General features: G+C 43.5%; 18 protein-coding genes. 11 read left to right on the top strand and 7 right to left on the bottom strand.

All coding sequences use genetic code 11. The features are described 5' to 3' along the window. Positions 1 to 166 precede the first annotated feature (166 nt). A complete protein-coding gene (locus tag DJ568_RS01410) occupies positions 167 to 2,125 on the top strand; it encodes a KUP/HAK/KT family potassium transporter (protein ID WP_114003441.1) in 1,959 nt (652 codons plus the stop codon). Positions 2,126 to 2,317: 192 nt separating this feature from the next. Here the strand turns inward: DJ568_RS01410 and DJ568_RS01405 are convergent, their stop codons facing one another. Continuing rightward, positions 2,318 to 4,027 (bottom strand): APC family permease, encoded by a 1,710-nt coding sequence (locus DJ568_RS01405; RefSeq protein WP_114003440.1) that lies wholly within the window; start codon positions 4,025 to 4,027, stop codon positions 2,318 to 2,320. A gap of 80 nt (positions 4,028 to 4,107) precedes the next feature. Here DJ568_RS01405 and DJ568_RS01400 point away from each other — a divergent pair, with 80 nt between their 5' ends. Beyond that, complete coding sequence (locus DJ568_RS01400) at positions 4,108 to 4,773, top strand: phosphatase PAP2 family protein (protein WP_114003439.1); 666 nt, start codon at positions 4,108 to 4,110, stop codon at positions 4,771 to 4,773. Between the two features lie 32 nt (positions 4,774 to 4,805). Here DJ568_RS01400 and DJ568_RS01395 read toward each other — a convergent pair whose 3' ends face one another. The 4 genes from DJ568_RS01395 to yihA all read right to left on the bottom strand — a co-directional run bounded on the left by DJ568_RS01395 (position 4,806) and on the right by yihA (position 8,996). Next, positions 4,806 to 5,453, bottom strand: coding sequence for a hypothetical protein (locus DJ568_RS01395; protein WP_147238686.1), 648 nt, complete (start codon positions 5,451 to 5,453; stop codon positions 4,806 to 4,808). 206 nt (positions 5,454 to 5,659) lie between these two features. Next, positions 5,660 to 7,360 carry a M3 family oligoendopeptidase gene (locus DJ568_RS01390; protein ID WP_114003437.1) on the bottom strand — a complete coding sequence of 567 codons (1,701 nt, stop codon included), beginning with the start codon at positions 7,358 to 7,360 and terminating at the stop codon, positions 5,660 to 5,662. Between the two features lie 88 nt (positions 7,361 to 7,448). Then, entirely contained in the window at positions 7,449 to 8,300 is an 852-nt protein-coding gene (locus DJ568_RS01385; protein ID WP_114003436.1) for a UbiA-like polyprenyltransferase, read from the bottom strand. Between the two features lie 75 nt (positions 8,301 to 8,375). Next, positions 8,376 to 8,996, bottom strand: coding sequence for a ribosome biogenesis GTP-binding protein YihA/YsxC (gene yihA, locus DJ568_RS01380; RefSeq protein WP_114003435.1), 621 nt, complete (start codon positions 8,994 to 8,996; stop codon positions 8,376 to 8,378). Positions 8,997 to 9,166: 170 nt separating this feature from the next. Here yihA and DJ568_RS01375 point away from each other — a divergent pair, with 170 nt between their 5' ends. Further along, positions 9,167 to 9,655 (top strand): VOC family protein, encoded by a 489-nt coding sequence (locus DJ568_RS01375; RefSeq protein ID WP_114003434.1) that lies wholly within the window; start codon positions 9,167 to 9,169, stop codon positions 9,653 to 9,655. A gap of 102 nt (positions 9,656 to 9,757) precedes the next feature. On the opposite strand, the gene DJ568_RS01370 is transcribed toward DJ568_RS01375, so the two are convergent. Together DJ568_RS01370 and DJ568_RS01365 are read right to left on the bottom strand one after the other, a co-directional pair. After that, complete coding sequence (locus tag DJ568_RS01370) at positions 9,758 to 10,489, bottom strand: 3-keto-disaccharide hydrolase (protein ID WP_114003433.1); 732 nt, start codon at positions 10,487 to 10,489, stop codon at positions 9,758 to 9,760. A gap of 6 nt (positions 10,490 to 10,495) precedes the next feature. Further along, positions 10,496 to 11,860, bottom strand: a complete 1,365-nt coding sequence (locus tag DJ568_RS01365; protein ID WP_114003432.1) for a Gfo/Idh/MocA family protein — start codon at positions 11,858 to 11,860, stop codon at positions 10,496 to 10,498. Positions 11,861 to 12,031: 171 nt separating this feature from the next. Between DJ568_RS01365 and ubiE the strand changes: the two genes are divergently transcribed. The 8 genes from ubiE (at position 12,032) to porG (ending at position 18,165) form a co-directional block, all read left to right on the top strand. Beyond that, positions 12,032 to 12,763: a bifunctional demethylmenaquinone methyltransferase/2-methoxy-6-polyprenyl-1,4-benzoquinol methylase UbiE gene (gene ubiE, locus DJ568_RS01360; protein ID WP_114003431.1), complete on the top strand. Its 732-nt coding sequence runs from the start codon at positions 12,032 to 12,034 to the stop codon at positions 12,761 to 12,763. After that, positions 12,760 to 13,500 carry a type IX secretion/gliding motility protein PorT/SprT gene (gene porT, locus DJ568_RS01355; RefSeq protein WP_114003430.1) on the top strand — a complete coding sequence of 247 codons (741 nt, stop codon included), beginning with the start codon at positions 12,760 to 12,762 and terminating at the stop codon, positions 13,498 to 13,500. The genes ubiE and porT overlap by 4 nt, the downstream gene beginning before the upstream one ends. A 54-nt stretch (positions 13,501 to 13,554) precedes the next feature. Continuing rightward, complete coding sequence (locus DJ568_RS01350) at positions 13,555 to 14,319, top strand: SDR family oxidoreductase (protein WP_114003429.1); 765 nt, start codon at positions 13,555 to 13,557, stop codon at positions 14,317 to 14,319. A 158-nt stretch (positions 14,320 to 14,477) separates the two neighbouring features. Next, complete coding sequence (locus DJ568_RS01345) at positions 14,478 to 14,927, top strand: GatB/YqeY domain-containing protein (protein ID WP_114003428.1); 450 nt, start codon at positions 14,478 to 14,480, stop codon at positions 14,925 to 14,927. Between the two features lie 106 nt (positions 14,928 to 15,033). Beyond that, entirely contained in the window at positions 15,034 to 15,795 is a 762-nt protein-coding gene (locus DJ568_RS01340) for an alpha/beta fold hydrolase (protein WP_114003427.1), read from the top strand. A gap of 3 nt (positions 15,796 to 15,798) precedes the next feature. Continuing rightward, complete coding sequence (locus DJ568_RS01335) at positions 15,799 to 16,461, top strand: CBS domain-containing protein (RefSeq protein ID WP_114003426.1); 663 nt, start codon at positions 15,799 to 15,801, stop codon at positions 16,459 to 16,461. A gap of 3 nt (positions 16,462 to 16,464) precedes the next feature. After that, positions 16,465 to 17,346, top strand: coding sequence for an NAD kinase (locus tag DJ568_RS01330; RefSeq protein WP_114003425.1), 882 nt, complete (start codon positions 16,465 to 16,467; stop codon positions 17,344 to 17,346). Positions 17,347 to 17,355: 9 nt separating this feature from the next. After that, positions 17,356 to 18,165, top strand: coding sequence for a type IX secretion system protein PorG (gene porG, locus DJ568_RS01325; RefSeq protein ID WP_114003424.1), 810 nt, complete (start codon positions 17,356 to 17,358; stop codon positions 18,163 to 18,165). The last annotated feature ends 46 nt before the right edge of the window (positions 18,166 to 18,211 follow it).

Here is an 18,211-nt window from a genome sequence, read left to right as displayed (position 1 = left end):
AATTAAGGTCACGCTATTCAAACAGTTACCTTAATTATTTAATATTTAACAAATTTTAACAAAACAGTTTATTATGTTAGTGTATCTTACTGACTTATACGTTTGTAAATAGTTTAAGTTTGTAAATGGAAAAAATTAATACTTTTGCCTTCTCTATCATACTATAGTGTCAAATCATAAAGACCTGCAAAAATTGACCCTTCCCGGGCTGCTGATAAGCCTGGGGATAATCTACGGGGACATTGGTACATCACCATTATATGTGTTTAAAGCCATTGTTGGCAAAAACCCGATTACTGAATTGTTGGTATACGGCGGTGTATCGCTCATATTTTGGACGCTCACCCTGCAAACCACAGTTAAGTATGTATTGATTACCCTAATGGCGGATAACAAAGGTGAGGGGGGCATTTTTTCTTTGTTTTCCCTGGTTCGCCGTAAGGCCAAGTGGTTGATTATACCCGCCATTTTAGGTGGCTGCGCCCTGCTGGCTGATGGTATTATTACTCCGCCAATCACCATATCGTCGGCAGTAGAGGGTTTGGAACTGCGCTACCCGAATGTGCCCACAGTGCCCATTGTTATAGGTATTATATCTGTTATATTTATTATCCAGCAATTCGGTACATCAAAGGTGGGTAAAGCCTTCGGCCCTATTATGCTACTGTGGTTTACCATGATAGGCGTATTGGGGTTAACTTATGTAGTGCAAATGCCGTCTGTTTTAAAAGCCATTAACCCGGTTTACGCTTATAACCTGCTAACCAGCGAAACATTTAATGCATTCATCATTTTAGGATCTGTTTTCCTGTGTACTACCGGTGCCGAAGCGTTATACTCAGATTTAGGGCACTGCGGTCGGTCAAATATACGTGTAAGCTGGATATATGTTAAAACGGCGCTGTTGTTAAACTACTTTGGCCAGGCGGCCTGGCTAATGCAGCAAGAGGGTAAAAGCATGGACCTTAACCAGCTTAACCCTTTTTACCAGTTGATGCCCGAGTGGTTCCTGATATATGGTATTGCCATTGCTACATGCGCGGCAATTATTGCCTGCCAGGCTGTTATATCAGGTTCATTTACTTTAATTGCCGAGGCCGTACGATTAAATGTTTGGCCGAAAGTAAAGATAGTTTACCCGAGCGAACAAAAAGGGCAGCTGTATGTGCCCAGTATTAACTGGATTTTATGCGCGGGCTGTTTTGGCGTGATGGCCCTGTTCCAAAAGTCGGAGAGGATGGAGGGTGCTTATGGCCTCAGCATTACCATGGCCATGATGATGACCACTGTGTTAATGTGGTTCTTTTTAAAACGCCGCAAGGTGCCTACTTACCTCATTGTAACCTTTGTAGTAGCGTACGGTATTATTGAAATAGCCTTCTTATTAGGTAACCTTCATAAGTTTATCGATGGCGGTTGGTTCACGCTTTCGCTGGGGGTAATATTATTTATAGTCATGTGGGCCTGGCATACCGCACGTAAAATACGTAACCGGTACGTTAAATTTATTGAAATAGAAGACTATTACAAGATCATCAATGAGTTGAGCGAAGATGAGAGTGTGCCTAAATACGCATCGCAGCTTGTATATTTAACCAGCGCTAACTTTAATTCAGAGGTTGAATCAAAAATAGTATACTCCATACTGCAAAAGCAACCGAAGCGGGCAGACGTGTACTGGCTGGTACACGTAGATGTAGTAGACGAGCCGTATACCCGCGAATACGAGGTGGACTTTTTAGTGCCCGGTAAACTTATTCGCATCGACTTTAAACTCGGGTTCAGGATAGAGCAGCAAATAAACGTTCTATTCCGCAAGGTGGTTGAAGACCTGGTGAAGAACGGCGAAGTAAACATTACCAGTAAATACAAATCGTTAAGCAAGCACAATATCGTCGGTGACTTCCGTTTCGTGGTTATTGAAAAGGCGTTGTCCAAATCATACAACCTCTCGTTTTACGAGCAGTTGATTATGGATATTTACCAGCAGCTTAAAAAGATGAGTATCTCCGAAGAGCGCGGTTTCGGGTTGGACCTGAGCTTTGTTACGGTTGAGAAAGTGCCGCTGATGCTTACCCCGCCTGAAAGCGTAGACCTGGAAAGAGTCACACCAACGCATAGGTAGTCATCGGTCATTTGCTGCATGGAGACTGGAGGAGTGTAGTAACTTGCGAACTCCCAGGCTTAAAGACGATACCTGAGACGGCATACTTTTACCAGCAATTAACTATTTCTGACTAATCTGTTGTAGTAATATCTTACGAATCTGAAGATCTGCTACTGGTTATGATAAAGATATTCGCCAGCTATTGAACGGTTACTCCACCTTCTCTTTAGCCAACGCACTATTCTTATAGCCGTAAGTAAAATATATCACCAAACCAACGCCAAGCCAAATCAAAAAGCGTATCCAGCTTTCATACTCAAGTTCGGCCATCAGGTAAAAGCAGCTTAACAGCCCTAATACAGGTATCAGCGACAATTTCTTGATAAAGGAAGCCGCAGTTAATGCAACTGATAGAAGTATGAACAGCATAAACGGAAATTTATGATGTACGTTATCATCGGCAAACATATTTATTGCCGGTTCCCAAAAGGCGATAAGGCCTGCAATAAATAGCCCCGGCATTATCCACTGAGAATTGATGTAGGGTAGTTTAAAACGGCCTTTAACGGCTTCTTCACGTGGTAAAAGCAGCACGCCGCCACATACCAGCACAAAGGCAAACAGTGTACCTATACTGGTTAAATTAGTTACTTCAGTAAGGTTTAAAAACAAGGCCGGTATGGCCACCACAAACCCGGTCACAATGGTGGCGAATGATGGTGTTTTATACTTGGGATGTATGCGCGAAAATGCCTTCGGCAGCAAGCCATCCCGGCTCATGCTCATCCATATGCGCGGCTGCCCCATCTGAAATATCAGAAGTACACTGGCGGTGGCAATAACCGCACTCACCGATATTATATAACTTAATTTATGCAGCCCAACCTGCTCAAACACATACGCCAGCGGGTCGGGAACCTGTAATTCTTCATAATTTACCATGCCGGTTAGCACCAGGGCTATCAATATGTACAGCACGGTACAAATAGTTAACGAATAAATCATGCCACGGGGCAGATCGCGCTGCGGGTTTTTACATTCTTCGGCTGTGGTTGATATCGCGTCAAAGCCTATATAGGCAAAAAATACGCCCGATACCCCTTTCATCACGCCGCTAAATCCGTTAGGTAAAAATGGGTGCCAGTTGGCTGGCGTCACATAAAATAACCCGGCTATGATGACAAATATTACTACGGCTATTTTTAAGATCACCATTGCATTGGTAGCTTTTTTGGTTTCACGAATGCCTATGTAAACCAGCCAGGTGATCGCAGCGGTTATAGCTAATGCAGGTAAGTTTGCTATTAACTTAAAATTACCGGCCCCTGGGGCTGTGTCCCATGCTGCTGCGGCGTGTCGTAGTTTGTCGGTTATATCTGCAAGGGCGCTGGTTGCTGTTAACTGTTGCACCTGGGTGTGTGCGTTAGCAGCCGACAGGTAATCCATAGTAAGGTAGGAGGGAATATTAATGCCAAACCCTTCCAGCAGGTTTACAAAATATTCGCTCCACGATATGGCTACGGCTATGTTGCCGATAGCATATTCCATCAATAAGTCCCAACCAATTATCCAGGCTATCAGTTCGCCAAACGAGGCATAAGCGTAGGTATAAGCGCTGCCAGCTACCGGTATCCGCGAGGCAAATTCGGCATAACACAAGGCTGAAAAGCCGCAGGTAACAGCAGTTATTACAAACAAAATGCTTACGCCGGGTCCGCCATTAAAGGCTGCCTCGCCGATGGTACTGAAAATGCCGGCACCTACAACGGCAGCTATGCCCATTAAGGTGAGGTCACGTACGGTTAATGTTCTGGTAAGGTGAGGTTGTGCGGTGCCTGGATGTTCGCTGTCGCTAAAGCCGCTTTGAACATCGGCCAATATTTTTGCAACAGATTTTCTACGGAACAGGTCTTTAGCCATGTAGTGTTTGTTTGAAGGTCAATCAAAACCAAACATAACCATTTTTTTGCATTGCATGAGTATATGCTTAATTTGCACCAATGAAAATGGGAGTAAAAGATGTATTAAACCGTATACGCCTGTTTTTTATACCCTACCTTATTGTTTTATCGGCTTGTTTAGTTGTTAAATTGCTGTTTACGCGTGAGGAAATCTATTTTACAGTCAACAGCTATTACACCCGCGCAGCCGACCAATTTTTCAGATATTTTACAAATTTTGGTGATGGCCTGTTAACGGTAACTATAGCTGTTGTGCTTGCGCTCTTTTATAACTACCGAAAAGCATTTTTGCTGATAACCAGCTACGGTGTCACATCTATCCTTGCACAAATATTAAAGCATTTTTTTGATGCGCCCCGGCCAAAGTTGTTTTTTGCAGATGAACTTACCCGCATCCATTTTGTTGATGATATGTTTGTGCCCAGCCTGCACAGCTTCCCTTCAGGACACTCGGTTACTGCATTTTCTACAGCGGTAGTGTTAACTTACTTTTGCCGGCAACGTGCATGGGGCCTTGTTTTTTTAGTGATAGCGGTTGTCACCGGGTACTCGCGCATGTATCTTAGCGCGCACTTTTTTGAAGATGTGGTGGCCGGCTCAATAATAGGGGTAATAGTAACTGCATTTTGGTTGAGCTGGCTGGACAGCAAGCCGTTTTTGCATGGGCATAAATGGCAGCAAAGCGCAATAAAAAAGCGGGCCTGAACCCGCTTTCAAACCGTTATTTGTCTGCTTTATCATGACATCGCCGTTTCAGTTTTTTTACGGTAGATGAAATATCCTGCTAATAACAATACCAAACCGCCGCCGCCAAATAATGCAATCCTTGCGGTTGATGACATACCTGCGGGCGTAGTGTTTGTATACTGGTCGGTACGATGCAGGGTTGATGAAACGTTTATGGAACTAAAAAATGCTTTATTTTCTTTTTGCACCAGATCCTTGCGGCTTGCCGGGTAAACATATTCAAAGGTATAAAGCGCGTCTTTGGTGTAAAGCACGGTAAAGTTTCTTATTTCAACACCATTCTGATCATTGGTTTCAAGTCCAAAAACCTTTGCTTTAAGTTCGCCAATGGTGGTATCCCGGGAGTCCATAATACTTCCTGCGGACTGCGCGTGTACCTTTTTGATATACTCTTTAAATACTTTATTAAGATCTTTTTCTTTTTTTAACGCCGGGTTATTGTTAGCTGATCGGATAACGATCATGTAGCCCATATTGCCGTTCCCGGTAAATATCTTTTGTCCGGCCGTATCTTTTACGTCATACTTTACCGGCATTAATACTGATACGAGGCTGTCTATTTTAACAGGCTTAAGTCCTTGACTATAAGCCGACACGCTAAATACTAATATGCTGAATATTGAAATTATCTTTTTCATAACGTCCATATTGCCATAACCATGCCAATATGAATATTTCTCCCTGACGAATCAGCCGGCGATTTTTCCGGACAAGTAGCGTTTAGTATATACCTTTTTGCAACCAGCCCGGCAGATCACAGGGTTCCGGCAGGTGCTATACATTGCATTAACATAAAAAGCCTGGTGTGAACCAGGCTTTTTATGTTTAATCAGTTGATGTAAACTTACAGTTTATCCATTTCGTTTTTAACAAATTCTGCCAATTCTCGCACATATCCCGCGCTGAAATCAAACTTGATACCGGCGGTTTCATATATTTCTTTTAAAGTTTTGGTATACCCAAGTTTTAATGCATCAAGGTACTGCTGTAATCCTTTCTCAGGGTTTTCCTTGTAATTTTTCCAAACAGCAATTGCGCCCAGCTGAGCCATTCCATATTCAATATAGTAAAAGGGTACTTCAAAAATATGCAGTTGTTTTTGCCAAAGGTTTTGTTCGGCTTCCGGGTGCTCACTCCAATCTACAAACCCGGCGCCAAACGGTTCGTATATTCTAATCCATGCATCTTTGCGCTCCTCCGTTGTATGATCAGGATTGGTATATATCCAATGCTGAAACTGATCAACCACGGCTACCCACGGTAAAGTTTTCAAAACATCAAACAACTGGTCGCGTTTGGCCCGTTTCAGGTCCTCTTCGTTATCAAAATACACATTCCAGTTATCCATCGATATAAGCTCCATTGACATCGAAGCCAATTCAGCCACTTCGCTCGGGCAGTGCTTAAAATCGTTGAGCTCCAGGTCTGCAGTTAAAAAGGTGTGTACCGCGTGGCCGCCTTCATGTACCATGGTGGTAAGGTCGCGAAAGGTATTGGCCGAATTCATAAAGATGAAAGGTGCCCCGGTTTCTGATAGCGGGTAGTTGTAGCCACCGGGCGCCTTGCCTTTCCGGCTTTCCACATCAAAAAGGTTGTTGTCCTTCATAATCTCCAGCCGTTCACCTAAGTAGCGGTTAATGTTACTGAAGCACTGAATTGATTTTTCTATCAGGTCATTACCATCTTTAAAAGGCTTAAGGGCAGGTTTGCCTGATATATCAACGTCAACATCCCAGGGTTTTAATTCCTCAAGGCCTAGTGCTTCTTTGCGCTTTTCGGCCTGATCGCGCAAAATAGGCACAATTTCAGTTTCAATAGCGGCATGAAAAGCGTAGCAGTCCTGGGGGGTATAGTCAAAACGTCCAAGCGCCTGGAACATGTAATCCCTGAAGTTTTCAAAGCCGGCATTCAGCGCTACTTTATGCCTTAACGAGCGCAGGTGATTAAACAGTTCGTCCAGTTTATCCTTATCCTGCAGGCGCCGGGCAGTTATCTTTTCCCAAGCTTCCTGTCTTTTGCTGCGGTCAGTATCTTTTAACAGGGCAGATGCCTGCTCAAGCGTATATTCTTTATCGCCAATGTGTACAGACATGGAGCCTGTAATGCCCTGGTATTTTTGCTGCTCTACCTGTATCTCAGTTTGCAGCGGAATGTTTTCTTCCCTGAAAAGCTCTAATGCTTTACGCACCCCGCGTAAATAAATGAAAAACTTGTTTTCATCCAGTTGATTGATCCATTCGCTTTCAACCAGTTTTTTGTTCAACTCGTTGCTGTACGGCGCGGTTTTGGGTTCTATTTCAGTAGCGAAGTACTGGAAATTTTGCAATAGCTCAGCATTCGCCGTATCACAGGTCATGCGGATATAACGCCATGCAAAATCCTCTTCCAAAGCCGCCTCCAGTTCGCTCCGGTTCTGTAACCACTGTTCCAACTCGTTTGCTGAATTTATGGGGCGTGCTAACAACTCGCTATAAATGGGCTCAAGAGTTTCCCATTTGATGTCGAGATCTTGTGGAATGTATTTTCGTGTTTTTTTGTGTATCATTTTTAACCAGAATTTAGATTAACAGAATGTTTTGTTTTTAGTTTCCTGGGTGCTTTATACTTTGACAAGAATTTTAAAATCAATATTATTAAAGCATCATCCTGTCAAGCAGGAAAAAGGCAGCAAATACTACGCTGGCAATACCGTTAGTGGTCATAAACGCAAAGTTCACGCGGCTCAGGTCGGATGGCTTCACCAACCAATGTTGATATATCAGCATGCCGCAGAAGAATATTATGCCGGTGTAATATAATAAGCCAACTGTTGTAACAAAAACCGGCATTACAATAAATGCTGCCGAAAGCACATGCAAAAATGTCGACAGTTGAAGCGCCCGCACCTTACCAAGATAAGCAGGGATAGAGTGTAACTGCTGGCTGCGGTCAAATTCTTCGTCCTGTAAGGCATAAATAATATCAAAGCCGCTTACCCAACAGAGCACCGATAGCGAAAAAAAGATTGGGGTTAAGGCAAACTCACCCGTTACTACCAAATAGGCGCCAATAGGGGCGAGTGACAAGCCCAGCCCCAATACCAAATGGCACAGTGCAGTAAAGCGTTTGGTAGCACTATATCCTAGTACTACCAGCAGAGCCACCGGGGAAAGATAAAAACACAATGGGTTAATAAACCAGGTAGTAGCTATAAACAACATGCAATTGGCAGCGGTAAACAGCAACGCGTTACGCGCGGTTATCCGGCCTGCAGGTATGTCACGCTGCTGTGTGCGTGGATTAAGCGCGTCAATGTCCCGGTCGAGATAACGGTTAAAAGCCATGGCCGCGTTACGCGCAAATACCATGCAAAGCACCATCATAATGAGTTTGTCCCATTCAAAAGCATAATCAGTGGTGGTAATCGCCAAAAAGAAGCCGATAAAAGCGAATGGCATGGCGAATATGGTGTGTGAAAAAGTTACTAAAGAGAAATATTTCTTCATTTATATTTATATCGAATATGGTATGCAGAATGGTGATGTGTTTTGACATCATCATTTAACCTCAGCGTTTAATATTTAAAACTGTTTATACTCCGGTATCTCGAATCCTTTGTTTATTTCATCAATAAAGCCCAGCACCTCATCCCGGCCGGTTTGATTTTCGGCCGAAGTGATAAAATAAGGGGGCATTTCTTCAAAAGTAGCTAAAAGGCCTTTTTTGAATTTTGCCACATTCTGATCAGTTTTTATTGCCGACTGCTTATCAGCCTTAGTGAAGATGATAACAAACGATAAACCTTTTTCGCCAAGCCAATTGCAAAACTGCAAGTCTATTTTTTGCGGTTCAAGCCGGCTATCAACCAGTACCATTACGCATTGCAGGCTTTCGCGCTTATCAAGGTAAGCGCGTATGAATTTATCCCAGTCTTCTTTCTTGCTTTTTGAGATGCGCGCATAACCGTAGCCGGGCAAGTCAACAAGGTACCAGTTTTCATTTATCAAAAAATGATTTATAAGCTGTGTTTTGCCAGGCGTTTGCGATGTTTTAGCAAGCCCCTTTTTTGATACCAGCATATTTATTAACGACGACTTACCTACGTTTGAGCGGCCGATAAAGGCGTACTCAGGCATTACTGGTGCCGGAAGCTTTGAAACCTGGGTATTACTGCAAATAAATTCGGCGGATTTAACAATCATGCGGACAAAGATACATATTTAGTGATTAGGGATAGTTCGCAAAGCGTCATTGCGAGAAACGAACCAACACCCAAAAAAGGTTTAGGCCTGTAATAGTTTACCCGGATGGTTCACAGAGTGGTTCGCTCTTGCGATGACGAATAGACAACAACTAATTATTAACTTTGATTATGGATAATTATCAGATTCCTGCTAAAACACGCATAGGTCACGTGCATTTAAAAGTGAGCGATTTGCAGCGTTCGCTTGATTTTTATTGCGGATTGCTGGGCTTTGAGCTGATGCAAACCTACGGCGATCAGGCTGCATTTATCTCTGCAGGAGGATATCATCATCATATAGGTTTAAATACCTGGTATAGCAAAGGCGGTAACCCCGCACCTGTAAATACGGCCGGATTATTCCACACTGCCATAGTTTACCCGGAGCGGAAGGATCTGGCCGCCATTGTGATACGCCTGTTTGATGCCGGGTATCCGCTTACCGGGGCGTCTGACCATGGCGTATCTGAAGCTATTTATTTAGATGATCCGGATAAAAACGGTGTTGAGTTATACTGGGATCGCCCGCGTGACCAATGGCCGCTGGATAAAAATGGGCAATTGGAAATGTATACAAACAGGCTGGATATGGAAGGGCTGCTTGCCTTGGCTAAATAATTAACGGGTTAGTATGAACGAAGCGGGTAATGCCGCGTACGCCGCCTGTTCGGCGGTATAACATCTACCTACATCGCTTCGTTCATTGCATCACATGGCGGGTTACAATTCCTTTATCTTTATATTTCTGAAAGCCACTTTACCACCGTGTGCCTGCAGGGCTATCCGGCCTTTTTTGGCCATGCCATAATCGGGCGTATCTTTCCATTTACCACCGGTTTTTTTTGCCATCCACTCCGGCGACCATGCCTCAAACTCAAGTATTTTAGCCCCGTTCAGCCAGTGTTCAACGTGGCCTTTGTTAAATACTATCCTGCTGCTGTTCCACTCACCAACGGGTTTAAGGGTTTTCTTTTCATTAGGCAGGTGCATGGCATAATCAGCACCTGCTTTTTGCCAGTCTTCCAGTTGTCCCGGCCAGTTCACCTCATCAATTAATTGGTATTCGGGGCCCGTAACAAAAGTGTATGGATGTTTGGCATTTTCAACAACATGGTACATCACCCCGCTGTTGCTGCCTTTGCCTATGCGCCACTCCCAGGTTAAATCAAAATCCCCGTATTCTTTATCGGTAACAATATCTGCGTTTACCGCTTCAAAAGATGTTTCAACACACTCCAGTACACCGTCCTTCGCTATCCAGTTGTCAATTTTAACTGTTTTATTATAACCATGCCAGCCATTAAGGGTTTTGCCATCAAAAAGGCTCAGCCATCCGTCTTTTGCCATCGTTTTCACAACTTTAGTATCTTCTACGCTAGTGTTTGACATCAACGCGGTACCTGCAAGACCGGCAGCAGCCAGTACAGCAATCGCTCTCAGTTTATTTTTCATAAAATATTATTTTTTTATTATCTCCATTTTATCCGGGTTCCAAAGTATAGGGGAATTTTGATAGTAGCTATCATTGCATAATAAAGCGGGTGCTGCCGCGCGATAGCCGAATATGGCATCTTCTACCACCTTTTTATTGTTCCTTATCGCATCAAAAAAGTTGACCATATGATCATATGGTCCGCCCATATATCCTTTTTCTGCTGCGTAGGTAAACTCAGCCGGCGGCAGTATTTGCTTTCGTGCGGCACTGGTATTGCCGGCCTTACGCTGCTGCTCAATTAAAAAAGGATCTGTTGTCGCTACCGTTTGATTTCGCTTTAGAGTGACAGTATCCCAGGTAACATCCATTGAACCTTCGCTGCCTATCAACTTCAAATAGGTAGTGCCGCTGGTGCCGTCAACAAAGTTACAACGTAATGATAGGTTGAATGCCGGGTGCGCCGTGCTTTTCGGATAATCAAATGTACCCAGCAACACATCAGGCACCTCACGCCCGTCGTTCCAAAAACGCCGCCCGCCCGAAGCATATATTTTGTCAGGCCCAACAGAGTCGGCTATAAAATGCAGGCTTGAAAAAAGATGTACAAATAAATCGCCCGCCATGCCGGTGCCGTAATCAGTATAATTACGCCAGCGAAAGAAACGTTTGTCGTCAAAAGGCCGTTTTTTGGTGTTACTTACATAGGTTTCCCAGTCAACGGTTTCTGTCGAGGCGTCAGCCGGAATTGGGTATTGCCAAACATCCACCGGGTTACGGCGTGCCCAAAAGCCTTCAGCATAATTGAGCTGTCCGATGGCGCCGGATTTTAGCAGCTCGCGTGCTTTTTCATTGCCCAGTGATGATACGCCCTGGCTGCCAACCATAAACACTTTGCCCGTTTCTTTTTGAGCCTTAATAACTGCCGGGCCTTCAGCAACAGAATGCACCATTGGCTTTTCGCAATATACATGCTTGCCGGCGCGCATGGCATCAATTGATATTTGCTGATGCCAATGGTCGGTTGTGCCAATAATAACGGCATCAATATCCTTACGACTTAATATCTCTTTGTAAACACGGGTAGTAAATATATCTGCTCCCCAACGGGCTTTAGCGTCTTTTAAGCGGGAGTCATACAAGTCGCACACGGCTACAAGTTTTACCCCGGGCACCTGCAGCGCTACAACCGCATCCTGGGTGCCCATGCCGCCGGCCCCTATCAGCGCTATGTTGATAGCATCATTAGCACTAAAAGGGCGGTCCCTTTTTAAATAGGTGAAGGGCGTGTTTTTTTCTGCTGCAAATACAGCAGAACCTGCCGCAAGTGCGGCTGCGGTTGTTCCAAGTTTTTTTAAGAAGCCGCGGCGGTCATTCTCTTTTTCTATCATTTGAAGTGTATAATTTATTTAAAATTGGTTAGGTAAAAATAGTGTATTATTTTACTAATGTGTAAGTGCGTTAAAATTGTTGCATGCCTGGCGTAACTACATTTACATGCCTAATATGCTGATAAAGGCTGTTTTTATCTTCAGACATTAAGCCCTATCTTTACCGCACTGATGAGCAAGACCATAATACCATACCAAAATGAGCAAGGCACTAAAAAGGAGCAGGTGGCCGACATGTTTAACAACATATCAAAAACATACGACTTTTTAAATCATTTTTTATCGTTAGGTATTGATATTATATGGCGCAAAAAAGCGATTAATGAACTTAAGGCGGATAAACCGGCGCTTATTTTGGATGTGGCTACCGGTACCGGCGATTTTGCGTTTGAGGCTTTGTCAATCCTCAAACCCGAAAAAATCATCGGGGTAGACATCTCGCAGGGCATGCTTGAAATTGCCAAACAAAAGATAGCGAAACGTGGATTGGGCGATAAATTTGAAGTTAAATTGGGCGACTCTGAAAAGCTGCCTTTTAATGATAACGGCTTCGATGCGGTTACCGTGGCCTATGGCGTTCGCAATTTTGAAAATCTCGAAGCTGGTCTGGCCGATATATACCGCGTATTAAAGCCAGGTGGTAAAGCGGTGGTGCTTGAGTTTTCAAAACCAAAAATTTTCCCGGTAATGCAATTGTATAATTTCTATTTTTCATACATCACACCGGGCATTGGTAAACTTTTCTCTAAAGATTCCAGGGCATACTCATATTTACCCGAGTCGGTCGCCGCTTTCCCTGATGGCAAAGGCTTTACCGCGGTAATGGATAAAGTGGGCTTCAAGAATACCAAAATACGGCCTTTAGCGTTTGGTATCTGTTCTATATACACCGGCGCTAAATGATAAAAACCGTTTACCTTACCGTTATTTGCCTTTTAAGCTGCAGTAATCTTTTACATGCACAAAAGGCGCCTGCATGGGGCGGAGGGGCAGATGTTACCGACCTGAGTTTCGGTTTTTCGTTTACATATGTAAGCAGCTATTTAAAAATCAATAAGCAGCCCGACTGGCAATTGCCTTTTATTGATCCGGAAACCGGTCGCACTGTTACCGGCGAAATAGCGAGTATCAGTTCGCCTGACGCACCTGGTTTTGCAGTGGGTTTTTTAACGCGCTACCGTATTAACGACCACCTGGAAGTGCGTACCACACCTTCGCTGGTTTTTGCCGATAGGAAACTTATTTATAAATACCAGGACGCTACAGTGGAGGACAAGGTAAGGCAAATAACCACTACAGCATTTGATATCCCGCTACAGCTTAAATTAAAATCAGACCGTATAGGCGATTTCCGGGGATACCTTATAGGTGGTGCAAAAATTACCGCAGGTATCGGATCAAAAAAGAACGATGATAAAAGCAAAGACCTTATTGATAAGCTGGTTAAAACGCAGCAGTACTTCGCGTCTTACGAGGCAGGTATAGGGCTTGATATTTATTTTGAATTTTTTAAGCTTTCGCCTGAAATAAAGATATCCAATTCCTTTGGCAATATACTAAGACCGGAGAATCATCCATATTCCAGGCCGCTTTCAGGCTTAGCGTTACATACAGTGCAATTCAGCCTGTATTTTGAATAGTAAGTACCTATTCTTCCAGAAAACATAATTTAGCCGCAATAGTTATCATCTATTATGTCAAAAACTGTATTAATTACCGGTGCAACTTCGGGTATTGGAGAAGCTTGTGCAAATCTTTTCGCTTACCAGGGCTATAAACTTATCCTGACCGGGCGCCGACTGGACAGGCTAGAAAACCTGGCATCGTCACTTAACGAACAACATAACGCAGAAGTAGCAGTATCGTCATTTGATGTTCGCGACAGGGAGGCCGTAATAAGCAGCCTGGAAAGTTTACCGCACGAATGGAAGCAGGTGGATGTGCTGATTAACAATGCCGGCTTAAGCTTGGGCCTTGACCCTGTTCATAAAGGTGACTATGATGATTGGGACGTTATGATAGATACAAACGTTAAGGGTTTGCTTTATGTAAGCCGCGTTGTGTCTAACTGGATGGTTGACGGCGGTGCCGGGCATATAGTTAACATAGGCTCTATAGCCGGTAAGGAAGTTTATCCAAACGGTAATGTATATTGTGCTACTAAACATGCGGTAGACGCTTTGAGCAAGGCAATGCGAACTGACTTGTTGCCTTACGGCATAAAGGTAACCGCAATACATCCGGGCGCTGTTGAAACGGAGTTTTCAATAGTGCGCTTTAAAGGTGATGAAGAAAGAGCACAAAAAGTTTATGACGGGTTTGAGCCGCTCGTAGCGCAGGACATAGCCGAAGCCATATGGTTCGCCGTGTCACGGCCGGCACATGTCAACATAAACGATATGCTTATTATGCCTGCTGCACAAGCTACGGCCAGTAATATTATAAGAAAGAGAGACTAACCTGCGAATCGGGTTACGATATGGCGATAACAGTATGTGTGTTTCTTTTATGCTGAGATAAAATAAAAATGAGGACATAATTTAAAAATTAGCAGTTTTGCATAGAAATATAGCGGTGGTAATAAAAATACGCTGCCCTCAATAAATCAACAAATAAAATGTCGTTAACATTACAGATAGACCAGGATATTAAACAGGCCATGCTGGCCAAGGATGCTGACAGATTGCGCGGATTACGTGCTATTAAATCGGCTTTGCTATTGACAAAAACAGAAAAAGGAGCAGCCGAAGAACTCACCACCGAAGCCGAGATAAAGGTTTTACAAAAGCTTATCAAGCAACGGAAGGAGTCGGCAGATATTTATAAAGCCCAGAACCGTGAAGACCTGTACGCGATTGAGGCTGCAGAAATGGCGGTAATTGAACCTTATTTGCCCCAGCAGATGAGCCGCGATGCTATTGAGGTTTATTTAAAAGACTTGTTAACGCGTGTTGGCGCAACATCTGTTAAAGATATGGGTAAGGTAATGGGTGCCGCTAATAAGGAATTGGCAGGCAAAGCCGACGGCAAAACCATATCTGAAGTAGTGAAGCAACTTTTGGGATAATTATCGGTTATACCTATTGGATGTAGCATGCAATAAACTATTTTTATAGCGTATTACGGGGATAATAACTAAACTTGCCCCATATTTACTAACTGGCACAGCATATATGAAGTTCGCACTTAAAAAAGAAAAAGGGTTTAGCTATATTGATGAAGGCGAAGGAGAAGTGCTGCTGTTGTTACATGGGTTAATGGGGGCCCTTAGTAATTGGGACGATGTAATAGAAGAGTTTAAAGACAGGTATCGTGTAATTATACCCATGCTGCCTATTTATGATCTTCCGTTGCTTACCACCGGTGTAAAAACTTTAACCAAGTACGTGCACAAATTTGTTAAGCACAAAAGCTTGTCAAATATTACGGTTTTAGGTAACTCGCTGGGTGGTCACGTAGCGCTTATTTATGTGCTGGCACACCCGGAGTATGTGAAAGCGCTGGTGCTCACCGGCAGCTCGGGATTGTATGAAAACGCTTTTGGCGGCTCATTCCCCCGACGTGAAAATTACGATTTTATCAAGCAAAAGGTTGAGTTCACATTTTTTGATCCGGCTACGGCAACAAAAGAATTGGTTGACGACGTTTTTCAAACTATAAATGATCGTCATCGCGTTATACGTATATTGGCTATGGCTAAATCAGCTATACGCCATAATATGGCCAAGGATTTGTATAAGATACATATCCCGGTAGCGCTTATATGGGGTAAAAACGATAAGGTTACACCACCGGAGGTTGCCGAGGAGTTCCACCAGTTGTTACCTAACTCTGAGTTGCACTGGATAGACGAATGCGGCCATGCGCCAATGATGGAGCAGCCTGAAAAGTTTAATAGTTTTTTAAAGCAATTTTTAGATAAAATAAAGAAATAAACCATGCTTGCAATTGATATGGTGGCCGATGTAATTCCGCCGGTTCATACTTCTGATACGATACAGAAGGTAATGGACCGGATGGCGGAGTTTAAGGTAAGCCATCTGCCAATTGTTAACGAAGATCAGTTTTTGGGCCTGCTGTCAGAAGAAGACATGATACAGGAGCCGGACCTGAACACGCCGGTAGGAGCATTAAATCTTTCCCTGGTTAACCCATACGTGTTTGAAGAGCAGCACATTTATGATGTTATCCGTTTGTTTAATGAGCAGCGGGTAAGCGTAGTTCCGGTGCTTGACGCCAAAAAGAATTACTCCGGCCTGGTATCCATCAATGCCCTTAACGAATATTTTGCTGAAATAACTTCGGTATCGCGTCCGGGCGGCATAATAGTACTTGAGATAAGCAATCGTAACAACTCTTTGGCACATATGGCCCAGATAGTAGAATCAGATAATGCCCAGGTGTTAAGCTCCTACATCCGCGCTTTTGCCGATTCAACGCGTATTGAAGTTACATTAAAAGTAAATAAGCAGGATATATCATCAATACTTGCCAGTTTTATACGGCACGATTATGATGTAAAAGCTACTTTTAACTATTATAATGAGCGCGATAACTCCAAGGACCGCTACGACTCGCTGATGAATTACTTAAACTTGTAGCCAATGAGGATAGCGATATACGGGCGGCAGTTTAACGATCAGGAAGCTTTACCATTTATACAACAGATATTTGATAATCTGGCCCAGCATGGGGTTGATATTTACGTGCACCGTATGCTGTTTGATAACCTGGAAGGACGCCTTACATCGGTTAATTACCAGGTATTGGAACATGGACAATCCATAAAAGGCTTTATTGATATATTTTTAACGCTTGGTGGCGATGGTACGTTGCTGGATACGGTTACCATTATTCGCAATTCGGGCATACCGGTAATCGGTATCAATTTTGGCAGGCTGGGCTTTTTGGCCAGCATCAACAAAAATGATATTGCCGCCGCCATTCACGCTGTAGTTAACAAACAATTTACGCTTGATAGCCGCACTTTGCTCCGTATCGAGTCAGACTCAAAAGTTTTTGGTGACGACAACTTTGCTTTAAACGAGGTTACCATCCACAAACGCGACGATTCAGCCATGATAACTACCCACACTTTTTTGGATGGTAATTTTTTAAACTCTTACTGGAGCGACGGTATTATTATATCAACAGCTACCGGGTCTACAGCTTATTCATTAAGCTGCGGCGGGCCTATTATTTTCCCGCAATCAAATAGCGTTGTAATTACGCCTATATCGCCCCACAATTTAAATGTAAGGCCGGTTGTACTGCCTGACAGCAGCAAGCTGTCGTTTGAGGTAGAGTGCCGCAGCGCTAATTACCTTGTATCATGCGACTCGCGGACGGCTGTATTAGATAAAACCGTACGGTTTAACGTGCGTAAAGCCGGTTTTCACTTAAATTTGATACGTTTAAATAATGAAAGCTACTTATCAACGTTAAGGCATAAACTATTGTGGGGACTGGATACCCGTAACTATTAATATCACCGGATGCCTAAATTTTTACTTACAGTATTTTTTTTACTTGCATCAATTGGTTTGAGGGCGCAAACCTGGGAAATCGGCTTATCAGGGGGCGGAGCCGGCTATATGGGTGACCTTAACCAACATAATCCTTTTCAGCTTAGCGGTGGAACTTTCGGCGGGTTCATCAAACGCAATTTTAATGGTTACCTGTCAATAAAAGGTGCGCTTAGTTATGGCCGTATCGGCGCAGCCGACAGTAATTCAAATAACCAACAGTTTCGCGACCGTAACCTGAGTTTTTACAATAGGCTCAAAGAGGCTAGCCTGGTGGGTGAATTTAATTTTTTGCATTACGTACCCGACGCTGGTAAAAACTGGTGGACGCCGTTTGTTTACGCTGGCATAGCAATAACTGAACATGCCCCACGCACAATATATAGGGGCACAGCTTATGGTCTGCGCCCGTTAAAAACTGAAGGGCAGGACAGCCCTTATGCCAACTCTTTTATTGCAGTACCATATGGAGCGGGCATTAAGTATAATATTGGGGGTAAGTGGACTCTTATAGCTGATTTAGGTTATCGTTATGCTATGACAGACTACATTGACGATGTAAGCGGATTGTATCCTGAGGTTGACAAGCTTGCTTCGGGCGACCGCAGGAGTATCGCGATAGCGCTATCTGACCGTTCAGGCGAAAAAACGGGTACGTTTATTGGTTTACCCAACACGCAGCGCGGCGACCTGCGCAAACGTGATCAGTATTTGTTTCTTAATCTTTCTATCTCCTTTACGTTTGTTACCGAGCGTTGCTATTACGAGCAAAGCAGGTAGTAAATCAGAATATAAAATTATTCCTGTTTTCACAACAACAGGTTTG

The sequence above is a fragment of the Mucilaginibacter hurinus genome, from assembly GCF_003324525.1.
In the GTDB taxonomy this organism is placed as follows: Bacteria; Bacteroidota; Bacteroidia; order Sphingobacteriales; family Sphingobacteriaceae; genus Mucilaginibacter; species Mucilaginibacter hurinus.
The sequence above is the reverse complement of the archived record's forward strand: the minus strand, read 5'-3'. Positions and strand labels throughout refer to the sequence as shown.

What these genes read in the sequence shown, in the direction of transcription:
- DJ568_RS01405 (WP_114003440.1), bottom strand. Translation starts at nt 4,027, where the DNA reads ATGGCTAAAGACCTGTTCCGTAGAAAATCTGTTGCAAAAATATTGGCC.
- DJ568_RS01400 (WP_114003439.1), top strand. Translation starts at nt 4,108, where the DNA reads ATGAAAATGGGAGTAAAAGATGTATTAAACCGTATACGCCTGTTTTTT.
- DJ568_RS01395 (WP_147238686.1), bottom strand. Translation starts at nt 5,453, where the DNA reads ATGAAAAAGATAATTTCAATATTCAGCATATTAGTATTTAGCGTGTCG.
- DJ568_RS01390 (WP_114003437.1), bottom strand. Translation starts at nt 7,360, where the DNA reads ATGATACACAAAAAAACACGAAAATACATTCCACAAGATCTCGACATC.
- DJ568_RS01385 (WP_114003436.1), bottom strand. Translation starts at nt 8,300, where the DNA reads ATGAAGAAATATTTCTCTTTAGTAACTTTTTCACACACCATATTCGCC.
- yihA (WP_114003435.1), bottom strand. Translation starts at nt 8,996, where the DNA reads ATGATTGTTAAATCCGCCGAATTTATTTGCAGTAATACCCAGGTTTCA.
- DJ568_RS01375 (WP_114003434.1), top strand. Translation starts at nt 9,167, where the DNA reads ATGGATAATTATCAGATTCCTGCTAAAACACGCATAGGTCACGTGCAT.
- DJ568_RS01370 (WP_114003433.1), bottom strand. Translation starts at nt 10,489, where the DNA reads ATGAAAAATAAACTGAGAGCGATTGCTGTACTGGCTGCTGCCGGTCTT.
- DJ568_RS01365 (WP_114003432.1), bottom strand. Translation starts at nt 11,860, where the DNA reads ATGATAGAAAAAGAGAATGACCGCCGCGGCTTCTTAAAAAAACTTGGA.
- ubiE (WP_114003431.1), top strand. Translation starts at nt 12,032, where the DNA reads ATGAGCAAGACCATAATACCATACCAAAATGAGCAAGGCACTAAAAAG.
- porT (WP_114003430.1), top strand. Translation starts at nt 12,760, where the DNA reads ATGATAAAAACCGTTTACCTTACCGTTATTTGCCTTTTAAGCTGCAGT.
- DJ568_RS01350 (WP_114003429.1), top strand. Translation starts at nt 13,555, where the DNA reads ATGTCAAAAACTGTATTAATTACCGGTGCAACTTCGGGTATTGGAGAA.
- DJ568_RS01345 (WP_114003428.1), top strand. Translation starts at nt 14,478, where the DNA reads ATGTCGTTAACATTACAGATAGACCAGGATATTAAACAGGCCATGCTG.
- DJ568_RS01340 (WP_114003427.1), top strand. Translation starts at nt 15,034, where the DNA reads ATGAAGTTCGCACTTAAAAAAGAAAAAGGGTTTAGCTATATTGATGAA.
- DJ568_RS01335 (WP_114003426.1), top strand. Translation starts at nt 15,799, where the DNA reads ATGCTTGCAATTGATATGGTGGCCGATGTAATTCCGCCGGTTCATACT.
- DJ568_RS01330 (WP_114003425.1), top strand. Translation starts at nt 16,465, where the DNA reads ATGAGGATAGCGATATACGGGCGGCAGTTTAACGATCAGGAAGCTTTA.
- porG (WP_114003424.1), top strand. Translation starts at nt 17,356, where the DNA reads ATGCCTAAATTTTTACTTACAGTATTTTTTTTACTTGCATCAATTGGT.